Source organism: Streptomyces sp. NRRL F-5650 (assembly GCF_000721365.1).
GTDB classification, from domain to species: domain Bacteria; phylum Actinomycetota; class Actinomycetes; order Streptomycetales; family Streptomycetaceae; genus Streptomyces; species Streptomyces ardesiacus.
In genome coordinates this window covers 1-20,029 of sequence record NZ_JOGV01000073.1, presented here as the reverse complement: position 1 = coordinate 20,029, position 20,029 = coordinate 1, and the positions used below count along the sequence as shown (strand labels likewise).

The following is a 20,029-nucleotide window of genomic DNA, read 5'->3' as shown; positions in this document are numbered from 1 at the left end:
GGCTATCACTCATGCACACCCCTACGGCTCGGCCTGCCCCCAACCACACGAACCTACTGGCCTTCGACCTTGACCAAACACATAGGGGCACCCCCCCGGGAGGCCCTGGACAGGCCGGAGGGCCGGTCACCCCCGGGTGACCGGCCCTCCCACCGCCACGGCGCCCGCAGGGCACCGCACCGTCACTTCTTGCGGCGTCGTCCGCCCTTGGCCTGCTTCCGGCGCTCCGCGCGCGTGAGCCCGTCGGACTGGGCCTGCGCGGACTCGCCGTCGGTGAACTCACCCTCGACGACACCGCCCTCGCCGTCCACCGTCGGCGCGGAGAAGTGCAGGTCCCGGCGCTGCGGCGCGTCGAGGCCCTTGGCCCGGATCTCCGGACGGGCGCCCGCCTGGGCGGGGACCGCGTCCTGCGCCTCCTTCTCCAGCGACGGCGCCGCGTCCTCGACCGGAACCTCCTCGACCTGCTGCTCGACCTGGACCTCCAGGTTGAACAGGTAGCCGACGGACTCCTCCTTGATGCCCTCCATCATGGCCTGGAACATGTCGAAGCCCTCACGCTGGTACTCGACCAGCGGGTCCTTCTGCGCCATCGCGCGCAGGCCGATGCCCTCCTGGAGGTAGTCCATCTCGTAGAGGTGCTCGCGCCACTTGCGGTCCAGGACGGAGAGGACGACCCGGCGCTCCAGCTCACGCATGATCTCGGAGCCGAGCTGCTTCTCCCGCTCCTGGTACTGCTCCATGACGTCGTCCTTGATGGACTCCGCGATGTAGTCGGCGGTCAGACCGGCCCGGTCGCCGGCCGCCTCCTCCAGCTCCTCGACGGTGACCTTCACCGGGTAGAGCTGCTTGAACGCGCCCCACAGCCGGTCGAGGTCCCAGTCCTCCGGGAAGCCCTCCGCGGTCTCGGCCTGCACATAGGCGTCGATCGTGTCGTTCATGAAGTGCTGGATCTGCTCCTGCAGGTCCTCGCCCTCCAGGACACGGCGCCGCTCGCCGTAGATGACCTCACGCTGGCGGTTGAGGACCTCGTCGTACTTCAGGACGTTCTTACGGGTCTCGAAGTTCTGCGTCTCGACCTGCGACTGGGCGGACGCGATCGCACGGGTGACCATCTTGTTCTCGATCGGCACGTCGTCCGGCACGTTCGCCATGGACATCACGCGCTCGACCATCTGGGCCTTGAACAGCCGCATCAGGTCGTCGCCCAGGGAGAGGTAGAAACGCGACTCACCGGGGTCGCCCTGACGGCCGGAACGACCGCGTAGCTGATTGTCGATGCGCCGGGACTCGTGCCGCTCGGTGCCCAGGACGTAGAGGCCGCCGAGCTTCTCGACCTCTTCCTTCTCGGCCTTGACCGCGAGCTCGGCCCGCTCCAGCGCGGCGGGCAGGGCCGCCGCCCACTCCTCGATGTGCTCCTCGGGGTCGAGGCCGCGCTGGCGCAGCTCGGCCTCGGCGAGGTCCTCGGGGTTGCCACCGAGCTTGATGTCCGTACCGCGGCCGGCCATGTTCGTGGCCACCGTCACGGAGCCCTTGCGGCCCGCCTGGGCGACGATCGTCGCCTCCCGGTCGTGCTGCTTGGCGTTGAGCACCTCGTGCTGGACGCCGCGCTTGCTGAGCTGCTGCGAGAGGTACTCGGACTTCTCGACCGAGGTGGTGCCGACAAGGATCGGCTGGCCCTTGCGGTGCTTCTCCTCGATGTCGTCGACGACCGCCTCGAACTTGGCGACCTCGGTGCGGTAGATCAGGTCCGACTGGTCCTTGCGGACCATCGGCCGGTTGGTCGGGATGGGCACCACGCCGAGCTTGTAGATCTGGTGGAACTCGGCGGCCTCGGTCATCGCCGTACCGGTCATGCCGGACAGGCCGGGCTGTTCCTTGCCGTTGTGGTCGTGGCGCTTGTAGAGGCGGAAGAAGTTCTGGAGGGTGATCGTGGCGAGCGTCTGGTTCTCGTCCTTGATGTCCACCCCTTCCTTCGCCTCGATCGCCTGGTGCATGCCCTCGTTGTAACGGCGGCCGGCGAGGATACGGCCGGTGTGCTCGTCGACGATCATGACTTCGCCGTCGAGGACGACGTAGTCCTTGTCCTTCTTGAAGAGTTCCTTGGCCTTGATGGCGTTGTTGAGGTAGCCGACCAGCGGGGTGTTCACCGACTCGTAGAGGTTGTCGATGCCCAGCCAGTCCTCGACCTTGGACACGCCCGACTCGTGGATGGCGACGGTGCGCTTCTTCTCGTCGACCTCGTAGTCGCCGGTCTCCTCGATGCCCTTGAGGGTGTTGCCGGCCTCGCCCTTCTTCAGGCGGGTGACCAGCTTGGCGAAGTCGCCGTACCACTTGGTGGCCTGGTCGGCCGGGCCGGAGATGATCAGCGGCGTACGGGCCTCGTCGACGAGGATGGAGTCGACCTCGTCGACGATGGCGAAGTTGTGGCCGCGCTGGACCAGTTCGTCCTTCGACCAGGCCATGTTGTCGCGCAGGTAGTCGAAGCCGAACTCGTTGTTCGTGCCGTAGGTGATGTCGCAGCCGTACATCTCGCGGCGCTGGGCCGGCGTCTGGTTGGCCAGGATGCAGCCGACGGTCAGGCCCAGGAACTTGTGGACGCGGCCCATCATCTCGGAGTCGCGCTCGGCCAGGTAGTCGTTGACCGTGACGATGTGCACGCCCTCGCCGGACAGGGCGTTGAGGTAGGCGGGCAGCGTGCCGACGAGGGTCTTGCCCTCACCGGTCTTCATCTCGGCCACGTAGCCCATGTGCAGTGCGGCGCCGCCCATGATCTGCACGTCGTAGTGGCGCTGGCCCAGGACGCGCTTGGCGGCCTCACGGACGGTGGCGAAGGCTTCGGGCAGCAGGTCGTCAAGGCTCTCACCGTCGGCGTAGCGCTGCTTGTACTCGTCGGTGAGGGCCCGCAGCTCGGCGTCGGAGAGGTCAGTGAAGTCCTCTTCGATGGAGTTGACCTGGTCCGCGATGCGGTGCAGCTTGCGCAGGATCTTGCCTTCGCCTGCACGCATGATCTTCGAGAGGACGGACACGGGGGTTGGTCTCCTTGCCGGTCGGGCCTGGGACGGTCGGTTTCCTTGGACGGATAGGGCAACGGCCATCGTAAGCGAGGACCCCGCCGCGCCGGGAGGCCTGCCGTAACGGGGACCGTCCACTCCTTGCGTCCAGCATCGCTGTCCGCTGTCACCCCTTTCAACGTCCGGGCCCCGCGGATGGTGCCGCACCCGTCCGTCGAATCGCACGCGAAGTGACCGGATGCTCACGGTCGGCAAAACCGTGGCGGCCGGGCGGGACGCCGAGCAGAATCGGCCGATGGAACCCGTAACGCTCCTCACCGACCGGCTGGTCCTGCGCGCGGTCGGCCCGCAGGACACCGAGGCCGTGCACGCCGCCTGCCAGGACCCCGACATCCGGCGCTGGACGACGATCCCCTCCCCCTACCTCCTGGAACACGCACGGGGTTTCACGGAGCAGCTCGTCCCCGACGGCTGGGCGAACGACTCGATGTTCACCTTCGGCCTCTTCCTGCCCGCCGGGGACCTGGTGGGCATGCTCGGCGTCACGATGGTCTCCCTGGGCGTCGGCGAGATCGGGTTCTGGGGGACCAAGGAGCACCGCGGCCGGGGCCATGTCACCGAGGCCGCCGTCGCCGTCGCCCGCTGGGCGTTCACCGAGCGGGCCGTCGACCGCCTGGAGTGGCGCGCCGAGGTCGGCAACAGGGCCTCCCGCGCGGTGGCCGAACGCGCGGGCTTCACCCTGGAGGGCACGCTCCGCTCCGCCCTCAACAACAAGGGCGTGCGCCGCGACTGCTGGATCGGCTCGCTCCTCCCCTCGGACCTCTCCCTCCCCTCGGCCTCCCCGTACCTGCCGACGCCGGCATAGGGCTGCGCCCGCCCCGGCACCCGCCCCGGCACCCGCACCCGCACCCGAACCCGCACCCGCACCCGCACCCGCACCCGCACCCGCACTGTCAGACCCACCCCCTATCGTGCCGACGTATGACGACCCTCCCGCCCCCCGCCACGGAACTGTCCGCAGACGAGGCCCGCCGCCTCGCCCTCCGCGCGCAGGGCTTCCTCGGCGCCCCCGACCGCCGCGCGGGCGTCCGCGGCGTCCTCCGTCACCTGGGCGCGGTGCAGCTCGACACCATCTCGGTCCTCGCCCGCTCCCACGAGCTCGTCCCGTACGCCCGCCTGGGCGCGGTCGGCCGCCGGACCGTCGACGACGCCTACTGGACCGACGCCCACGCCTTCGAGTACTGGTCCCACGCGGCCTGCATCCTCCCCATCGAGGAGTGGCCCCACTTCGCCTTCCGCCGCCGCGCGTACCGCAACCGCCCGCACTGGAACCACCACCTCCCCGAGGGCGACTACGACCGCGTCGTCAAGCAGCTCCGCGCCGAGGGCCCCCTCACCGCGACGGACCTGGGCGGCGCAAAGAAGACCAGCGAGTGGTGGGACTGGTCGGGCACGAAGGTCGCCGTCGAGCGCGCGCTCATGTACGGCGAGGTGGTGTGCGTCGAGCGCCGCGGCTGGAAGCGGGTGTACGACCTGGCGGAGCGCGCGGTCCCGGCCGCGCTGCTCCACGACGACCTGGACGACACGGAGTGCCTGCGCCGCCTCGTCCGCCTGGCCGGTCAGTCCCTGGGCGTCGGCACCCGCGCGGACATCGCGGACTACCACCGCCTCAAGGCCGAACAGGTCGACGCGGTGATCGCCGACTCGGGTCTGGTGCCGGTCACGGTGCGCGGCTGGGGACGTCCGGCCTGGGCCGACCCGGCGGCCCTGGAGACTGCCCCGCGCGGCCGTCACCGCACGACGCTGCTCTCGCCCTTCGATTCCCTGGTGTGGGAACGGGCCCGCACGGAGCGGATCTTCGGTTTCACCCACCGGCTGGAGGCCTACGTGCCCCGGCACAAGCGGGTGCACGGCTACTTCGCGATGCCGGTCCTGGCCGGCGGGCGGCTCGTCGGCCGGGTGGACCCGGCGCGGGAGGGACGCACCCTGGTCGCCAAGCAGGTGACGCTGGACGGCCGGAAGGCGGCCCCGGCGGTGGCCCAGGCCCTGGTGGAGGCGGCGAGCTGGGTGGACTGCACGGACGTACGCGTGGAGCGGGTGGAGGCACCGGAGCTGCGCGAGCCCCTCACCCGGGAGCTGGCCGCGCTGCTCGCCTGACCGGCAACCGGCTCACTGCGTCGGCGCACCGCCTCACCGGATCTCGAGGATTTTCTCCCGCATCGCGTACACCACGGCCTCCATCCTGGAGTGGAGCTGGAGTTTCTCCAGGATGTTGCGCACGTGGTTCTTGACGGTGTTCTCGGAAATGAACAGTTCCTTGGCGATGTCCCGGTTGTTCATTCCGGTGGCGACGAGCTTGAGTACCTCCAGCTCTCGATCCGTGAGCCGGGGCGCGGGCACCAGTCGGCGTTCGTCGGTCCGCTGGATCATCGACTTGAACTCGGTGAGCAGTTTCGACGCCATGGAGGGGCTGATCTGGGACTGTCCGTCGGCCACCGCGCGAATGGCGGTGGCCACCTCGTCCGTCGAGATCTCCTTGAGGAGATAACCGGTCGCGCCCGCCTTGATCGCGTCGTAGAGGTCGGCCTCCTCGTCGCTGATCGTCAGCATGATGATCTTGGCACTGGGGGCCACCTCCTTGATGGAGGTGCAGGCCTCGATACCGCCCCGCTTGGGCATCCGCACGTCCATCAGGACGATGTCCGGCAGCAGGTCGGCGGCCTTCTCCACGGCCTCGGCGCCGTCACCGGCCTCTCCGACGACCTGGATGTCCTCCTCGGCCGCGAGCACGATCTCCAGGCCGCGGCGGAAGAGAGCGTGGTCGTCCACGACCAGCACCCTGATCGGCTCCTCGCGTACGGGGCCCGCGTCCGTGTCCGGGCCCATGCCGACCGCCGCGCCGTCGATCCCGTGGTCGACGCCCGCGCCCCGCATCGGTCCGAAACTGTCCGCCATCGTTCCTCCCCCTGAAGGCTGTGGCACGTGGTCCTGAGCCATCGCCAACCCAGAGCAACGACCCACCTGTTGGGCCGTTGCCGCCATGATTCCATGCCTGGCCTGCGGCGGGGTGACCGAACGGGCAGCGATGGGGTCGCACACCTCGCGCACCGTCGCACACCGGTGCCCCTGGGGGGCGCACGCGCGCTCCAGGGGCACCTCCGCTGTCACCCGGCGGTGTGTGTCAGCCGCCGAGCGCATCGCCCGCGTCAGGAGCGTGCGCCTGAGTCACCATCGTGTCCGTGGTGAGGTGGATGACGCCGTAGTCGTAGGCGTGTCGCCGGTAGACGACGCTGGGCTCCTTCGTCTCGGAGTCGACGAACAGGTAGAAGTCGTGCCCGACCAGCTCCATCTCGTACAACGCCTGGTCGAGGGACATCGGTGCGGCCACGTGGGTCTTCTCCCGGACGACGAGCGGGCCGTCCCCCTGGACCTCCAGCGAGCCGATCTTCTTGGTGGGTACGCCGTCCTGCTCCTCCGTCGGGACGACGTCGCCGTTCCCGTTGAGCGTCGCCGCGCCGGGTACGTGGTCGGCGACCTCGGCCGCCGGGATCCGACGCGCGCCGCGGCGCGAGAAGCGCTTGTCGTGCTGCTTGCGCAGCCGTGCGCCGAGCTTCTCCGCCGCCAGGTCGAGCGCCGCGTAGGGGTCGCTCGCCGCTGCCTCCGCCCGGATCACCGGACCGCGGGAGCGGAGCGTGATCTCCACTCGGTCACAACGGTCGGCCTGCCGGGGGTTCGGCTCCTTGGACACCTCGACGTCGAGGCTGATCACCTTGCCATCGAGCTTCTGGATCTTCTCCAGCTTCAGCTTCTCGGCCACGTGCTTCCGGAACCGCTCGGGCACCTCGGTCTTGCGGCCCTTGACGACGATGTCCACGCAGAACTCCGTTCCCGGATCGCTCCGCTTCGACGGCGGAGCATCTCCCTTTTGCACCAGGTTCCGGTCTCGCCCGAAACCTCGGACTCGGTGACGTCCACCTCCTCCCCCGCGGGCGGGATCTCCACTCCACCGGTGCGGGTGATGACGCCGAAACCCGCAGCACGGCATTCGGCTTTGAGAGGTGTGGCCTGCGGCTTTGCCTCACAACCGAACATATCTCGCCCGGACGGATGTCGTCACCCTCTACCGCGCCGTACCTCCGTTTCGGTGAATTGAACCTCTCATTCCCTGCAACGACGAAAGTTCTCAGTCAGTTCCGGTTTATTTCGAAGGAATCTGGAGGAGCCGCGACCACTGCCGCGCAGATCGCCTCACGGATCACGTCATCGCCTCCGTAGCGGGCCGCCATTCGGGGCCCGGTCTTCCGTTCCTCTCTGCCTTCCCCTGCCTCCGCCGGATACACAGCCGATCTCGCCCTCCCGTACGTGTCCGGCCCCGCCCGCGACTCAACGGCGACGGGTCTCACCACGCGCACTGCACGTGCCGCCTCGGCCAGTGACGCCCCGGTCGTCATCAGGTCGTCGACCAGGACGAGCGGTCCCGGGCCGCGCAGCAGCCCGCTGGCGGCGGGCGCCACCGCCAGTGCGCCGGCGAGGTTCGCCATCCGCTCCCGGGCGTCCAGCCCCGTCTGGTCGGCCACGGAGTGCCGCTGCCGCAGCACGGCCAGCACCCGGGCCGGCGTTCCGGTGCGCCGCAGCTCCCCCGCGGCCGCGAGGGCGATCCGCCGCGCCGGGTCGTGCCCGCGGGTCCGCACGGCTCGGCGCGCCGACGGCACGGGCACGAGCAGGACCGGACCCCCTGTCCTGGCGCCCACCGCGCCGCCGGGCGCCAGGCCCCCGGCTGCCGTGCCGTCCGCCCCCGCGCCACGGGATGCGGGGTGGCCCGCCCCCGTGCCGCCAACGCCCGTCCCCGCCTCCCGGAGACCTGCCCGCACCGCCCCGGCCAGCGCCGCGCCGAGCGGTCCCGTCAGGGCCAGCACCCCCCGCTCCTTGTGCGCCAGCAGGGCCGCCCGCACCTCGTCCGCGTACGGCGCGGCCGCGTGGACCGCGGGCAGGCCCGGCGGCTCCGGGTCGGGCCGCACCCGGCGCGGCGGGTCCCCGCTCAGCGCCGTACTGCACCCGGAACACAGCACCGCACGAGCCCTGCCGCAGCCGCCGCACTCGGCCGGCAGCACCAGGTCCGTGAGGTCCGTCCACCATCCCCGCACCATCTGTGATCCCCGCATGGCCACCACTGTGCCAACGCCCGCGGAAGCCTGCCAGGCCTGTGGAAAACGCCGCCCCACACCCTGTGGAAAACCCCGTCACCCGCCGGAGGGAACGGACTTCGGGGCCACCGGGGGGCCGGGAACCACCCCTCACCCCGGATAGACCGGCGCGGTCCCTTCCGTCACCTTCTGCCACTGCAGCCCGGCGGGCAGCCGCACGATCAGGTCCTCCGAGTACGCCACGAGCGGCAGCCGCTCGTCCTCGGTCGCGGCGATCTCCTTGACGCCCGTCAGCGCCGCGGGCACGGAAGCCTCCGGCGCCGAGCCGTCGACCTGGACGTAACCGATCTGCTGAACGCCGCCGCGCTCGCGTCCGACCACCACGAGCCGTGCGTCACCGGCCCACGACATGGCCGTGACCTCCTCCAGCTCGGGCGTCGCGGAGCGCAGCTCGAGCACGGTGACCGCGGGCGGCCCGTCGGCCCTCTCCTCACGTTCGATCCGTCCGATCAGCAGCGAACGCTTGCCGTCCTTCTCCACGACGAGCGCGATCCGCACACCGTCGGCGGCCACCCGCACGGCCTGAACGCGCCCGTCGAGGCCCGGCGTCCGGACCTCCACCGGTTCGCCCGCTCCCGCCTGCAGGAGCAGCAACCGCGGATCGGCCGGGTCGCGGTCGGCGATCCACAGGTCGCCCCGCGCGTCCCAGCTGGGCGGTGTCAGCCGGTCCGTCTCCGCCTTGCCCCCACTGGTCAGCACGGGGTCGCCGAGCGAACCGCCCGACACCAGCGAGCCGACGTACAGCGCCTTGCTGTCGAGGCTGATCCCGGCCGCGCTGTGCTCGTCCCGCGACACGGCCACCGACCGCAGGGCCTGCTGCCCCTCGCCCAGCGGACCGGGCACCGGTTCGGCCCGCGTCCCGTTGCTGCCGGCGGCGATCCGCACCAGGCGGTCCCGGTCGTCGACGAAGTACAGGTAGTCCGGCCGTTGTGCCGAGCCGCGCGTCGCCACCGTCTCCGCCCGGTCCTCGGAGAGCGAGCACATCTGCTCACCGCCCGCGCGCAGTTCGACCTCCTCCACCGCCGGAGTGAGGTTCTGCAGCGTGAACAGGAGCTGCGCGGCCATCTCGTCGCACGCGTCGTCGCCCGCCGAGGCCGCCTTGTCGTTGAGCCGAACCGTCAGCCTGTTGCGGTCGTCGGGCGTCAGCGCGCCGGCGTCGTCCGCCAGCGCGGTCCCGCTCGGGAAGCTGGAGCGCACCACCGGGTCCAGAAGGCTCGTCGGACCGCTGAGCAGGGAACGCACCACCTGGGTCAGCGGATCCACGCGCCGGCGCACGTAGACGGGGTCGGCGACGGCCGACGGCTCGCGGGCCGTGCCGTTGCCGGCGTTCGCGGGCACCACCGTGTTGGAGGCGAAGTAGTACCGGTTGACCGGCATGTAGTTGCGCTGGAAGTCCGACTTGCCCATGACGACGCCCTGCGGCAGCACGTCGATGCGCCACTGCTTGGTCTTGGGGTTGCGGGTGAGGTGCACCGCCTCCCGGTAGAGGCCCTCGGCCGGCGAGTACGACTGCTGCGCGTCCACCGTGGCGACCTTGGTACCGGTCAGGTTGACCGAGTAGTCGTTGGCCTCCTCGCGGTTGCCCGAGTGGTCGGACACCGTTCCCGGGCCGTCCGCGAGCACCGTCGCCGACCGGTCCGGCCGCCAGTTCTTCGCGGCGTCGCCCGTCAGGTACTTGCGCGCCGTCTCGTAGTGCGGATCGTCGCTGGTCAGCGCCTCCAGGAAACCCTGCACGATGTCGGAGGGCGGGTCGTCCTCCTGCGGCGGCATCGCGAACACCCGCACCTGCGGGTCCTGACGGGGCGTGGACTCCACTCCGCGCAGGTCCCCGCTGTCCGGCATGGACGCGCATCCCGCCAGCAGTACGAAACCGCAGGCGGTGTACGCCATCACGCGCGCCGGCCCCCGCCGACCGCTCCGCTCGCGGTCAGCGCCCACGAGATCCCTCCCCTTGCCTGCTCGACTCCTCGGAACCGGCGTCCGGACGGCTCGCGACCCCCGGTGCAGCCCCGCCGTCCGGTCTCCGCGCGGTACCCGATGCCGGCCTCGGCACCACGCGTGCCCCGTTGCCGGGCAGTGCCGTCGGGTCGGCCGTGGGAGTCGCCGTGGGCTGCCGCGGCGTTATCGGCCCCCGCGCGGAGGCCGGGGACGTCTGCCCGGCCGGTGCCTGTGCCGGGACGCCGCCCCCCTTGTCCGCACCGTGCGGCGGTACGGCGTCGCCCGGGCCCGCGTCCTTCAGTCCGCGGTTGCGGCGCGAGTCGGCCGGCTCCAGCGGTATCGGCGAGCCCCGCAGCGGCTCGTCCGCCGTCCTGGGCAGCGTCAGCCGGAACTGCGAGCCACCACCGGGCTCGCCCCACGCCTGCAGCCAGCCGCCGTGCAGCCGTGCGTCCTCCAGGGCGATCGACAGGCCCAGCCCCGTGCCCCCGGTGGTACGCGCGCGCGCCGGGTCGGCCCGCCAGAAACGGCTGAAGACCCGGGTGGCCTCGCCCGGCTTGAGTCCGACGCCGTAGTCGCGCACCGCGACGGCGACCGCGCCTCCGGCGGCGGCGAGCTTGACGACGACGTCCCGGCCCTCGCCGTGCTCGACGGCGTTGACGACGAGGTTGCGCAGAACGCGTTCCACCCGCCGGGCGTCCGCCTCGGCGACGACGGGCTGCTGGTCCCCGGAGAGGCGTATCTGCGTCCCCTTGCGCTCGGCGAGCGGCTCCGCACCGGTCACGACCCGCCGTACGACCTCCCTGAGGTCTATCGCCTCGGCCTCCAGCGCGGCAGCGCCCGCGTCGAAGCGGCTGATCTCCAGCAGGTCCGCGAGCAGCGTCTCGAACCGGTCCAACTGGTCGGCGAGCAGTTCGGCCGACCGCGCGGTCACCGGATCGAAGTCCACGCGCGCGTCGTGAATGACGTCGGCCGCCATCCGCACCGTGGTCAGCGGTGTCCGCAGCTCGTGCGACACGTCGGAGACGAACCGCCGCTGCATCCGCGACAGGTCCTCCAACTGACTGATCTTGAGCTGGAGGTTCTGCGCCATCTTGTTGAAGGCCTCGCCCAGCCGGGCGATGTCGTCCTCGCCGGTGACCTTCATCCGTTCCTGCAGCCGCCCCGCGGACAGCCGCTCGGCGATGCTCGCCGCCATCCGTACGGGTGTGACGACCTGGCGCACCACGAGCCAGGCAACGGCGCCGAGCAGGACGACGACGAAGAGCCCGGCGGTCGCCAGGGTGCCCCTGACCAGGCTGAGCGACTTCTCCTCCTGGGTCAGCGGGAAGAGGTAGTAGAGCTGGTAGGGCTCGCCGTTCGGGTCGTTGACCTGCTTGCCGATCACCAGGCCGGGCTGGGACGGCTGGTCGGAGTTGTAGACGATCCGGGTGTAGCTCTGGGCGGCCGCGGTGTCGCCGTCGATCCGCTCTCGCAGCGCCTCGGGCACGCTGGCCGACCAGTTGACCATGCCGGAGGCGCGCGGGCCGCGTCCGCTGCCGCTCTCCCCGCCCATGGGGAGGGTGACCACGTCGAACGCGCTCTGACCGCCGCTGGAGAGCGACTTCACCAGCTCGCTCATCCACTGGATGACGTTCTGCGAGGGACGGCCGTCGGCGGGGGTGGTGTCGTCGCCGTTGGTGCTCGCCGCCTCCTCGGCCTTCTGCTTGGCCGCCGTGAAACCGCCGGTGGCCTGGCTCTGGGAGGCCTTCACCTTGGCGTCGAGCAGCCCGTTGCGGACCTGCCCGATCACCACGAAGCCGAGGAGCAGCACCACGCCCAGCGACATCAGCAGGGTGGTGGCGACGACCTTGAGCTGGATGTTGCGCCGCCACAGCCGTATCACCGGCAGCAGGGGGCGGCGCACCCAGCGCATGAACAGACGCAGCACCGGACTGCCCTGCACCCCGCCGTGCAGCAGCCCGCCCTCCAGGAAGCGGCTGAGGCGCGAGCCGGGGGGCTTGCGGCCGGCGGGTCCGGGACCGACAGGCCGCCCGGCGCGGGCCCCGGACCCGGGCGCCGAAGCGGCACTGTCCCTGGTCATGTCAGCTCGGTCCGGCCTTGTAGCCGACGCCGCGGACGGTCACCACGATCTCCGGCTTCTCCGGGTCCTTCTCGACCTTGGAGCGCAGCCGCTGGACGTGCACGTTGACCAGCCGGGTGTCGGCAGCGTGCCGGTAGCCCCAGACCTGCTCCAGGAGCACCTCGCGGGTGAACACCTGCCACGGCTTGCGGGCCAGCGCCACCAGCAGGTCGAACTCCAGCGGCGTCAGCGCGATCGACTGCCCCTCCCGCTTCACGGAGTGACCGGCCACGTCGATGACCAGGTCGCCTATGGCGAGCTGCTCCGGCGCCGGCTCCTCGGACCTGCGCAGCCGCGCCCGGATCCGGGCCACCAGCTCCTTCGGCTTGAACGGCTTCACGATGTAGTCGTCGGCACCGGACTCGAGACCGACCACGACGTCGACGGTGTCACTCTTCGCCGTCAGCATCACGATCGGCACACCCGACTCCGCCCTGATCAGGCGGCACACCTCGATGCCGTCCCGGCCGGGCAGCATCAGGTCGAGCAGCACCAGATCGGGCTTGGTCTCCCGGAAGGCGGCCAGCGCCTTGTCGCCGTCGGCTACGAAAGATGGCTCAAAACCCTCACCACGCAGCACAATGCCGAGCATCTCGGCCAGTGCGGTGTCGTCGTCGACGACAAGGACTCGTCCCTTCATAAACGACATCATCCCATTAGCTAATCGTTACCTGGCGTGACCTGGCACACAGCGCGGCCAGGGCCTCGGTCGTCACGGGCGAAACCACACCCTCCTCGGTGACGATCGCCGTCACCAGCTCGGGCGGGGTCACGTCGAACGCCGGGTTGTACGCCTGGGCCCCCAGGGGTGCCACCGGAATCCCGCCTCCCGCTCCCGCCACCGGCACCTGAGGCGCTGTGACCTCGGTCACTTCATGTCCGGGGCGCTGCTCCACCTCGATGGACGCCCCGTCCGGTGTGCCCGGATCCACCGTCGTGACCGGAGCCACCACGATGAACGGCACATGGTGGTACCGCGCGAGCACCGCGAGCGGATAGCTCCCCACCTTGTTCGCCACCGAACCGTCGGCCGCGATGCGGTCCGCGCCGATCAGCACCGCGTCCACCTCACCCGCCGCGAACAGCGAACCCGCCGCGTTGTCGGTGAGCAAGGTGTACGCCATGTCGTTGCGGGCCGCCTCGTATGCCGTCAGGCGAGCACCTTGCAGCAACGGACGCGTTTCGTCCACCCACAGGCGCCGCAGCCGTCCCGCCCGGTGCGCCTCGAGCGCCACCGCGAACGCGGTCCCCTCCCCGCCCGACACCAGCGAACCCGTGTTGCAGTGCGTGAGGACGCGGTGGCCTCCGGCCGGCAGCAGCTCGTCGAGCAGCGCCAGCCCGTGCGCGGCCATCCGGGCGCTGGCCTCGGCGTCCTCCCGGTGCAGCGCCCTCGCCGCCGACAGCGCCGCCGCGGCGGCCTGCCGGGGGTCGCCGGTCCTGGCGAGCGCCTCCTGGTGGGCGGTCTGCGCCCGGCGCACGCCCACAGCGAGGTTCACCGCGGTGGGACGCGCCCCCGCGAGCGCCGCCGCTGCCTCCTCGACCTCGAAGCCGCGCACGGCGGCGAGCGCGACCCCGTAGGCGCCCGCGATGCCCAGCAGCGGCGCCCCCCGGACGGCCAGCGAGCGGATCGCCTCGACGAGCGTGGCCGCGTCCGTGCAGACCAGCTCCACCTCCTCGGCCGGCAGCCTGGTCTGGTCCAGCAGCACCAGCACCGGACCCTCGGGCGGCTCCTCCCAACGAAGGACCGGTATCCCGGTCGGCCGCCTGCCCTCGCCGCTTCGCGCGTCCTGATCAGCCATGCGGTCAGTGTGCCCCCTGAACGACGGCCAACTGAAGGTGCACAGCCCCTACCGCGCCCGGTCCGCCCCCGACGCCCCCATGGCACGATGGCTGCCAACCTGCCACCGCGACCGCGGACGGGCACCGTGAAGGAGCGACGATGAACGACACTCCGGGCTGGGCATCGCCCGGATCCGCCCCGTCCGACGGGCCGGGGCCCGGCGCGCCCGCCGACCGCCCCGCCGGCCCCGATCAGCCCGCGCCCGCGGACCGGCCGGGTGCGGAACCGACGAGCCCCGGCACGAAGTGGTCCAAGGAGCAGCCGCCCCCCGGCCAGTGGTCCGCACCCACCAGACCCGCCGCCCCGGGCCAGACCCCGCCTCCGCCCCCGCCCGGCCCGGGCTGGGGCACCCCGCCCGCAGGACCTCCCGGAGGCGGCTGGGGCGGCCCCGGTGGCGGATACGGCGGCTATGGCGCCCCCGGTGGGCACGGCGGCTGGGGCGGCGGCTGGGGCGGGCCCCCGCCCGCGGCCAAGCCCGGCGTGATCCCGCTGCGCCCGCTCGGCGTCGGCGAGATCCTCGACGGCGCCGTGTCGACCATGCGCACCTACTGGCGCACCGTCCTCGGCATCTCCCTGACCGTCGCCGTCCTCACCGAGGTCGTCGTCGTCCTGCTCCGGGGCCTCGTCCTGGACGACTCCGGCACCGCGGTCCTCAACGACCCCGACGCCACCCTGAGCGAACTCGGCGACGCGCTGGCCGACACCACGATCAGCTCCGGCGTCGTCTTCCTGGTCTCCCTGATCGGCACCGTCCTGGCCACCGCCCTGCTCACCACCGTCACCAGCAGGGCCGTACTCGGCAAGCCGGTGACCACCGGTGACGCGTGGCGCGACGCCCGCTCCCAGGTACTGAAGCTGTTCGGCCTGATCCTCCTGCTGCTCCTCATCGTGGCCGGACTGCTCACGGCCGGCATGACACCCGGCCTGATCATCACCGCCACCGCGGGCGGCGAGGCCGGGGTGGCCCTGTCCGCCCTGGGCTTCATGGCGGGCGGCATCGTCGCGATCTGGCTCTGGGTCCGCTTCTCGCTCGCGTCGCCCGCGCTGATGCTGGAGAAGCAGGGCATCAAGAAGGCGATGGCGCGCTCGGCGAAGCTGGTGCGCGGCTCCTGGTGGCGCGTCTTCGGCATCCAGCTCCTCGCCACCGTCATCGCCAACGTCGTCGCGTCGATCGTCGTCATCCCGTTCACCTTCCTCGCCGCCACCCTCGGCGGCGACGGGATCAGCGGGTTCCTGGAGGGCACCGGCGATCTCGGGTGGACCTTCCTCCTGGTCAGCGGCATCGGCTCGGTGATCGGCTCCATGATCACCTTCCCGATCACCGCGGGCGTGACCGTCCTGCTCTACATCGACCAGCGCATCCGCCGCGAAGCCCTCGACCTGGAACTGACCCGCGCCGCCGGCACCCGGGGTGCCGGCGCCTCCGGTGCCGTCCCGGGGAGCTGATGCGGTGAGCACGCCGGGGGGAGTTCTCACAGAGGTGCTGTCACGCACCGCCGCGCGAGTGGTGTCGCACGGCGGCGACACCTCCGTACTGTCGGCCCTGTCGCTGTCGCGCTCCGCCGACGAACCGCCGGTGACGATCCCGCGCGACCCCGCGAGGGAGGCGGCACAGCGCGAGCTGTCCAAGGGCATGTACCACGAGAACGACCCGAGCTGGTTCCAGCGCGCCCTGAACACCTTCTGGGACTGGATCGCGGAGCTGTTCAGCAAGGCGTCGACCGCGACACCCGGCGGGACACTCGGCCTGGTAGTCGTCGTCGTGGCCGTCGTGGCGCTGCTGGGCGCCCTCTGGTGGCGCCTGGGCACGCCCCGCCGCAGCCCCGTCTCCGCCCCCTCCCTCTTCGACGACCGCCCCCGCAGCGCCGCCGACCACCGCGCCGCCGCCGAGGCGCACGCCGCCCAAGGACACTGGAGCCAGGCCGTCCAGGAACGCATGCGCGCCGTCGTCCGCGCCCTGGAGGAACGCGCCCTGCTCGACATCCGCCCCGGCCGCACCGCCGACGAGGCCGCCACGGAGGCCGGCCGCACCCTGCCCCTCCACAAGGACCGGCTGCGCGCTGCCGCCCGGGACTTCGACGACGTCACGTACGGCGGCCGGCCCGGCAGCGAAGAGTCGTACCGGCGTCTGACCGAACTCGACCACGACCTGGAACGCAGCAAGCCGCACCTGGCCAGCAGCACGGCCGGAGCCACCGCCGACACGGACCGGGACACCCGCCGGGGAGCCGCCGAATGACCGCCGAGGCCACGCTCCCCACCACCGCGGCCTCGCCCACCGCCCGCCAGGTGTGGACCCGCACGCGCGGCATCGCGCTCGCGCTCATCGTGCTGGCCGTCGGCGCCGTCGCCATCGCGGTCGTCCGCTCCGACGCCCGGCACGGCGAACTCGACCCGCGCTCCGCCGACCCCTACGGCAGCCGTGCCGTCGCCGAACTCCTCGCCGACCGGGGAGTCTCCACGCGCGTGGTCACCACCCTGGACGAGGCCCGGGCCGCGATCGGCCCCGACACGACGCTGCTGGTCGCCGTGCCCGACCTGCTGACGGAACGCCAGCAGACGCGACTGCACTCCGCGACGACGGGCTCCGGTGGACGCACCGTCCTGCTCGCTCCCGGCGGCGGCACCGTCGAACGGCTCGCCCCCGGCGTCACCGCCGACCCCGCGCTCAGTTTCGACTCGACACTGGCCCCGGCCTGCGACCTGCCCGCCGCCCGACGCGCCGGCAACGCCGACACCGGCGGTATCCGTTACAGCACTCACCTCAAAGCCGACACCTGCTACCCCAGCCGTCGCCTGGCCACCCTGCTGCGCATCCCCGACCCGACCACGAAAGCCCCCACGGACGGCGCCCCGGGCGACACCGTCGTCCTCGGCTCCCGCGACATCCTCTTCAACAACCGCCTCGACGAGCACGGCAACGCCTCCCTCGCCCTCCAGCTCCTCGGCTCCCGAGACCACCTGGTCTGGTACCTCCCCTCCCTCTCCGACCTCCCGGCCGCGGACGACGAACGCAGCTTCTTCGACCTGATCCCGTCCGGCTGGCTCTGGGGCACCCTGCAACTCTTCATCGCGGCCGCCCTCGCCGCCCTGTGGCGGGCACGCCGGCTCGGCCCCCTGGTGCCCGAAAGACTTCCCGTCGCGATCCGCGCCTCCGAGACCGTCGAAGGCCGCGCCCGCCTCTACCGCAAGGCGAACGCCCGCGACCGCGCCGCCACCGCTCTTCGCTCCGCCACCCGCACCCGCCTCGCCCCTCTCGTAGGCGTCCCCGTCGCCCAGGCGCACACGCCCGAGACCCTGCTCCCCTCCCTGTCCGCCCGTCTCCACGACACACACGGCGACGGACAGCCCCTGCACGCCCTCCTCTTCGGCCCGCCGCCCGGCGACGACGCGGCCCTGATCGCACTCGCCGACCAACTCGACGCCCTCGAAAGAGAGGTACGCCGTCCATGATGGACCCGACCACTGACAACGCCGGGCAGACCGCGGCCCCGGGCAACGCCCGCGCCGCCCTCGAAGCCCTGCGCGCCGAGATCGCCAAGGCCGTGGTCGGCCAGGACGCCGCCGTGACCGGTCTCGTCGTGGCCCTGCTCTGCCGCGGCCACGTGCTGCTCGAAGGCGTCCCCGGAGTCGCCAAGACACTTCTCGTCCGCACCCTGGCCGAGGCCACCGAACTGGACACCAAACGAGTCCAGTTCACCCCCGACCTGATGCCGAGCGACGTGACCGGCTCCCTCGTCTACGACGCCCGCACCGCCGAGTTCTCCTTCCAGCCCGGCCCGGTCTTCACCAACCTGCTGCTCGCCGACAAGATCAACCGCACGCCCCCGAAGACGCAGTCGTCCCTCCTCGAAGCCATGGAGGAACGCCAGGTCACGGTGGACGGCACGCCCCGCCCCCTCCCTGAGCCCTTCCTCGTCGCGGCCACGCAGAACCCCGTCGAGTACGAGGGCACCTACCCCCTGCCGGAAGCCCAGTTGGACCGCTTCCTCCTCAAACTCACCGTCCCGCTCCCCACCCGCCAGGACGAGATCGACGTCCTCACCCGGCACGCGGCAGGCTTCAACCCACGCGACCTGCACGCCGCCGGCGTACGCCCCGTCGCGAGCGCCGCCGACCTGGAGGCCGCCCGCGCGGAGGCCGCCAGGACGACCGTCTCCCCGGAGATCACCGCCTACGTCGTCGACATCTGCCGTGCCACCCGCGAGTCGCCGTCGCTCACGCTCGGCGTCTCCCCGCGCGGAGCCACGGCACTGCTGTCGACCGCCCGCGCGTGGGCCTGGCTCACGGGCCGCGACTACGTCACCCCGGACGACGTGAAGGCCCTGGCCCTCCCCACCCTCCGGCACCGCGTCCAGCTCCGCCCGGAGGCCGAAATGGAGGGCGTGACCGCCGACTCGGTCATCAACGCGATCCTCGCCCACGTCCCCGTTCCCCGCTGATGGCACTCACCGGACGCGCCGCGCTCATCGCGGCCCTGGGCGCCGTCCCCATCGGCATCTGGGAACCGAGCTGGACCGGCATCCTCGCCGTCAACGCCCCGCTGGCCGCCGCCTGCGCCTGCGACTTCGCCCTGGCCGCCCCCGTGCGCCGCCTCGGTCTGACCCGCTCCGGCGACACGTCCACCCGTCTGGGCGACACCGCTGACGTCACCTTGACGGTCACCAACCCCTCGGGCCGCCCGCTGCGGGCCCGGCTTCGCGACGCCTGGCCGCCCAGCAGTTGGCAGCCCGGCACGGAGGCACCGGCCTCCCGTCACACCCTGACGGTGCCCGCCGGCGAACGCCGACGACTCACCACCCGCCTGCGCCCCACCCGTCGCGGCGACCGCCAGGCCGACCGCGTCACGATCCGCTCGTACGGACCACTTGGCCTCTTCACCCGCCAGGGCACCCACCGGGTTCCGTGGACGGTCCGCGTCCTCCCCCCGTTCACCAGCCGCAAGCACCTGCCCTCCAAGCTGTCCCGCCTCCGGGAACTCGACGGCCGCACCAGCGTCCTGACCCGCGGCGAGGGAACGGAGTTCGACAGTCTGCGCGACTACGTCCCCGGCGACGACACCCGTTCCATCGACTGGCGCGCGACCGCCCGCCAGTCCACCGTCGCCGTACGCACCTGGCGCCCCGAACGCGACCGGCACATCCTGCTCGTCCTCGACACCGGCCGCACGTCGGCAGCCCGCGTGGGCGACGCGCCTCGCCTCGACGCCGCCATGGACGCGGCTCTGCTCCTGGCCGCCCTGGCCTCCCGCGCCGGCGATCGCGTCGACCTCCTCGCCTACGACCGCCGGGTACGCACCCTGCTCCAGGGCCGCACGGCAAGCGAGGTCCTGCCGGCCATGGTCAACGCCATGGCGACCCTGGAACCGGAGCTGGTGGAGACCGACGCGCGCGGCCTCACCGCCACCGCCCTCCGATCTGCCCCTCGCCGCTCCCTGCTCGTCCTTTTCACCACACTCGACGCGGCTCCCATCGAAGAGGGGCTGCTCCCCGTCCTGCCACTGCTGACTCAACGCCACGCGGTCCTCGTGGCTGCCGTGGCTGATCCTTACGTGGCAGAAATGGCCCAGGCCCGGGGCAACCCGGACGCCGTCTACGAAGCCGCAGCAGCCGCACAAGCGCAGACGGAACGCCACCGCACCGCCGAGCACCTCCGCCGCCACGGTGTCACGGTCGTCGACGCCACTCCGGAGGAGCTGCCGCCGGCCCTTGCGGACGCCTACCTGGAACTCAAAGCGGCGGGCCGCCTGTAAACAACAAAAAGGGGCGGAGCCTTTCGGGCCCGCCCCTTCCTCTCGTCGACCTACCCCTGAACGCAGAAAGACCCTGTACCGTTCCCGGTACAGGGTCTTCCCGCAATAATTGTTCGGCGGCGTCCTACTCTCCCACAGGGTCCCCCCTGCAGTACCATCGGCGCT

15 protein-coding genes are annotated in these 20,029 nt (G+C 71.8%); 7 read left to right on the top strand and 8 right to left on the bottom strand.

Annotation, left to right across the window (positions count from 1 at the left end):
- Positions 1–182: 182 nt before the first annotated feature.
- Positions 183–3,026, bottom strand: coding sequence for a preprotein translocase subunit SecA (secA, locus tag IG88_RS0136305; protein WP_031050683.1), 2,844 nt, complete (start codon positions 3,024–3,026; stop codon positions 183–185).
- Between the two features lie 280 nt (positions 3,027–3,306).
- Here secA and IG88_RS0136300 point away from each other — a divergent pair, with 280 nt between their 5' ends.
- Together IG88_RS0136300 and IG88_RS0136295 are read left to right on the top strand one after the other, a co-directional pair.
- Positions 3,307–3,876, top strand: a complete 570-nt coding sequence (locus IG88_RS0136300) for a GNAT family N-acetyltransferase (protein WP_031050681.1) — start codon at positions 3,307–3,309, stop codon at positions 3,874–3,876.
- Positions 3,877–3,992: 116 nt separating this feature from the next.
- On the top strand, positions 3,993–5,168 hold the full coding sequence (locus IG88_RS0136295; RefSeq protein WP_031050678.1) for a winged helix-turn-helix domain-containing protein: 1,176 nt from the start codon (positions 3,993–3,995) through the stop codon (positions 5,166–5,168).
- A 33-nt stretch (positions 5,169–5,201) separates the two neighbouring features.
- Here IG88_RS0136295 and IG88_RS0136290 read toward each other — a convergent pair whose 3' ends face one another.
- The 7 genes from IG88_RS0136290 to mtnA form a co-directional block, all read right to left on the bottom strand.
- Positions 5,202–5,966 (bottom strand): response regulator, encoded by a 765-nt coding sequence (locus IG88_RS0136290; RefSeq protein ID WP_030402079.1) that lies wholly within the window; start codon positions 5,964–5,966, stop codon positions 5,202–5,204.
- Positions 5,967–6,192: 226 nt separating this feature from the next.
- On the bottom strand, positions 6,193–6,885 hold the full coding sequence (gene hpf / locus IG88_RS0136285) for a ribosome hibernation-promoting factor, HPF/YfiA family (RefSeq protein WP_031050675.1): 693 nt from the start codon (positions 6,883–6,885) through the stop codon (positions 6,193–6,195).
- A 313-nt stretch (positions 6,886–7,198) separates the two neighbouring features.
- A complete protein-coding gene (locus IG88_RS0136280; protein ID WP_031050673.1) occupies positions 7,199–8,173 on the bottom strand; it encodes a ComF family protein in 975 nt (324 codons plus the stop codon).
- A 132-nt stretch (positions 8,174–8,305) separates the two neighbouring features.
- The gene (locus IG88_RS0136275; protein ID WP_031050670.1) at positions 8,306–10,153 is read right to left on the bottom strand and encodes an LpqB family beta-propeller domain-containing protein; all 1,848 of its coding nucleotides are present in this window, start codon (positions 10,151–10,153) and stop codon (positions 8,306–8,308) included.
- Positions 10,143–12,233 carry an MtrAB system histidine kinase MtrB gene (gene mtrB / locus IG88_RS0136270; protein ID WP_031050667.1) on the bottom strand — a complete coding sequence of 697 codons (2,091 nt, stop codon included), beginning with the start codon at positions 12,231–12,233 and terminating at the stop codon, positions 10,143–10,145. The genes IG88_RS0136275 and mtrB overlap by 11 nt, the downstream gene beginning before the upstream one ends.
- Before the next feature lies 1 nt (position 12,234).
- The gene (gene mtrA, locus IG88_RS0136265) at positions 12,235–12,924 is read right to left on the bottom strand and encodes a two-component system response regulator MtrA (RefSeq protein ID WP_193776289.1); all 690 of its coding nucleotides are present in this window, start codon (positions 12,922–12,924) and stop codon (positions 12,235–12,237) included.
- 4 nt (positions 12,925–12,928) lie between these two features.
- Complete coding sequence (gene mtnA / locus IG88_RS0136260) at positions 12,929–14,071, bottom strand: S-methyl-5-thioribose-1-phosphate isomerase (RefSeq protein ID WP_031050663.1); 1,143 nt, start codon at positions 14,069–14,071, stop codon at positions 12,929–12,931.
- A 140-nt stretch (positions 14,072–14,211) separates the two neighbouring features.
- Here mtnA and IG88_RS0136255 point away from each other — a divergent pair, with 140 nt between their 5' ends.
- Genes IG88_RS0136255 through IG88_RS0136235 form a run of 5 tightly spaced genes read left to right on the top strand, consistent with a single transcriptional unit; the run spans position 14,212 to position 19,864 of the window.
- Positions 14,212–15,558 carry a glycerophosphoryl diester phosphodiesterase membrane domain-containing protein gene (locus tag IG88_RS0136255; protein WP_031050660.1) on the top strand — a complete coding sequence of 449 codons (1,347 nt, stop codon included), beginning with the start codon at positions 14,212–14,214 and terminating at the stop codon, positions 15,556–15,558.
- 37 nt (positions 15,559–15,595) lie between these two features.
- A complete protein-coding gene (locus IG88_RS0136250; RefSeq protein WP_234332461.1) occupies positions 15,596–16,351 on the top strand; it encodes a DUF4129 domain-containing protein in 756 nt (251 codons plus the stop codon).
- Positions 16,348–17,565, top strand: a complete 1,218-nt coding sequence (locus tag IG88_RS0136245; protein ID WP_031050655.1) for a DUF4350 domain-containing protein — start codon at positions 16,348–16,350, stop codon at positions 17,563–17,565. Before IG88_RS0136250 ends, IG88_RS0136245 begins: the two co-directional genes overlap by 4 nt.
- Positions 17,565–18,554, top strand: coding sequence for an AAA family ATPase (locus IG88_RS0136240; protein ID WP_031050653.1), 990 nt, complete (start codon positions 17,565–17,567; stop codon positions 18,552–18,554). Before IG88_RS0136245 ends, IG88_RS0136240 begins: the two co-directional genes overlap by 1 nt.
- Positions 18,554–19,864, top strand: a complete 1,311-nt coding sequence (locus IG88_RS0136235) for a DUF58 domain-containing protein (RefSeq protein WP_031050650.1) — start codon at positions 18,554–18,556, stop codon at positions 19,862–19,864. Before IG88_RS0136240 ends, IG88_RS0136235 begins: the two co-directional genes overlap by 1 nt.
- Positions 19,865–20,029: the final 165 nt, after the last annotated feature.